Origin of the sequence: Streptomyces anatolicus, from assembly GCF_019400875.1 — a bacterium.
In the GTDB taxonomy this organism is placed as follows: Bacteria; Actinomycetota; Actinomycetes; order Streptomycetales; family Streptomycetaceae; genus Streptomyces; species Streptomyces anatolicus.
This window is the reverse complement of sequence record NZ_WMBF01000796.1, coordinates 1-1,616: the sequence shown is the minus strand read 5'-3', so window position 1 is coordinate 1,616 and position 1,616 is coordinate 1. Positions and strand designations below refer to the sequence as shown.

The window sequence follows — 1,616 nt, the reverse complement described above, 5'->3', positions numbered from 1 at the left end:
CCGCCGCCGCCCGAGACCCCCGTCCGCACCGCCGTGCGCCGGGTCAAGATCTGGACGCCGCTGGTGCTGCTCCTGGTCGTCGTCTTTGCGGTCGTACAGGCCGTGCGGCCGCTGCCCGAGCCCACCCTGAAGCTCACCGCCCAGGAGTCCGTCTCCTTCGAGGGCGCCAAGCCGTCCATGCCGTGGCCGTCCCAGGGACAGGCCGCCATGGACGTCAACGGGCTCGGCTCGTTCGGGACCTCCGGTGAGCAGAAGCCCGTACCGATCGCGAGCATCGCCAAGGTCATGACGGTCTATGTGATCCTGCGCGACCACCCGCTGGAGAAGGGCAAGGAAGGCCCGAAGATCCCCGTCGACGCCGCCGCGCAGAAGCACTACGAGACGGGCAAGCCGGAGAACGAGTCGGTGGTCAAGGTCACCGAGGGGCAGAAGATCACCGAGTACGAGGCGCTGCAAGCGGTGATGCTGCCGTCCGCCAACAACATCGCCAAGCTGCTCGCCCGCTGGGACACCAAGAGCGGCTCCGAGGACGCGTTCGTCGCGAAGATGAACAAGACCGCCAAGGAGCTGGGGATGAAGAACACCCACTACACGGACCCCAGCGGCCTGGACAAGACGACCGTCTCCACCGCCGAGGACCTCGTGAAGCTCGGCCGCGCAGCGATGGAGAACCCGGTCTTCAACGAGATCTCCCGCCAGCCCAGCTACAAGGACCTCAACGGCGAGCAGCAGAACAACTACTTCGGCCTCGTCCCGACCGTCGCCATCGGCATCAAGACCGGCACCACCACGGCCGCGGGCGGCAACATCCTCTTCGCCGCGGAGCGGAAGGTCGGCGGCGAGACGCAGACGATCATCGGCGCCGCCCTCGGCCAGTACGGCAAGAACGGCGTCGCCAACATCGACGAGGTCACCGGCGTGACCCGCAAGCTCATCGAGGCGGGCAAGGAAGCGCTCACCGCCAAGACCATCGTGAAGAAGGGCGACGTGGTGGGCCAGGTCGACGACGGCCTGGGCGGCACGACCCCGGTCGTCGCCACCAAGGACGTCTCCGCGGTGGGCTGGTCCGGGCTGACCGTGAAGCTGATGCTGGACGAGCGCAAGGGCAAGCCCGTACCGCACACGGCGAAGGCCGGGACCAAGGTCGGCGTGCTGAGCGTCGGCGACGGCAAGGGTGAGGCCGTGGAGGTGCCGGTGGCCCTCCAGAAGGACCTCGCGGAACCGGGCCTCGGCGCCAAGCTGCAGCGCGTCGGCTGAGCCGCACCCCCGCGTGGGGAGGCCCCCGCCCCCGGGCCTCCCCGCGCGTCTGCGTGCTAGCGTCACAAGCTCGGGGGGCAGTACGCCGGGGCCGAGGACGGGGTGTTCCGGGACGGACCCCCCTCGCCGGTCTCGCCCCGGGACAGGACGACACGGGGAGAGCCTCCAGTGGCCACAACGGAGCCGACGCGCGCCGACGACAACGCCGACCAGCGGCGGTACGGCGGCGGCGCCGACCAGCAGGACAGCGACGAACGCGGAACGGCGGGCAGGAGCGCGCGAATACCGCGGCCCTCCCCGGCCCCCGACCACGCGGACCCGGCGGACGCGGACCCCGCGGACCCCGCAGACGTAGACCC

The 1,616-nt window shown here is 70.6% G+C and carries 1 protein-coding gene and 1 pseudogene; both read left to right on the top strand.

The window, feature by feature from the left end; translation table 11 throughout:
- A pseudogene (locus GKQ77_RS32545) lies at window positions 1-1,257 on the top strand (D-alanyl-D-alanine carboxypeptidase); the annotation flags it as partial.
- A 168-nt stretch (window positions 1,258-1,425) separates the two neighbouring features.
- On the top strand, window positions 1,426-1,616 hold a 191-nt coding region (locus GKQ77_RS32540; protein ID WP_219692751.1), incomplete at its 3' end, for a hypothetical protein.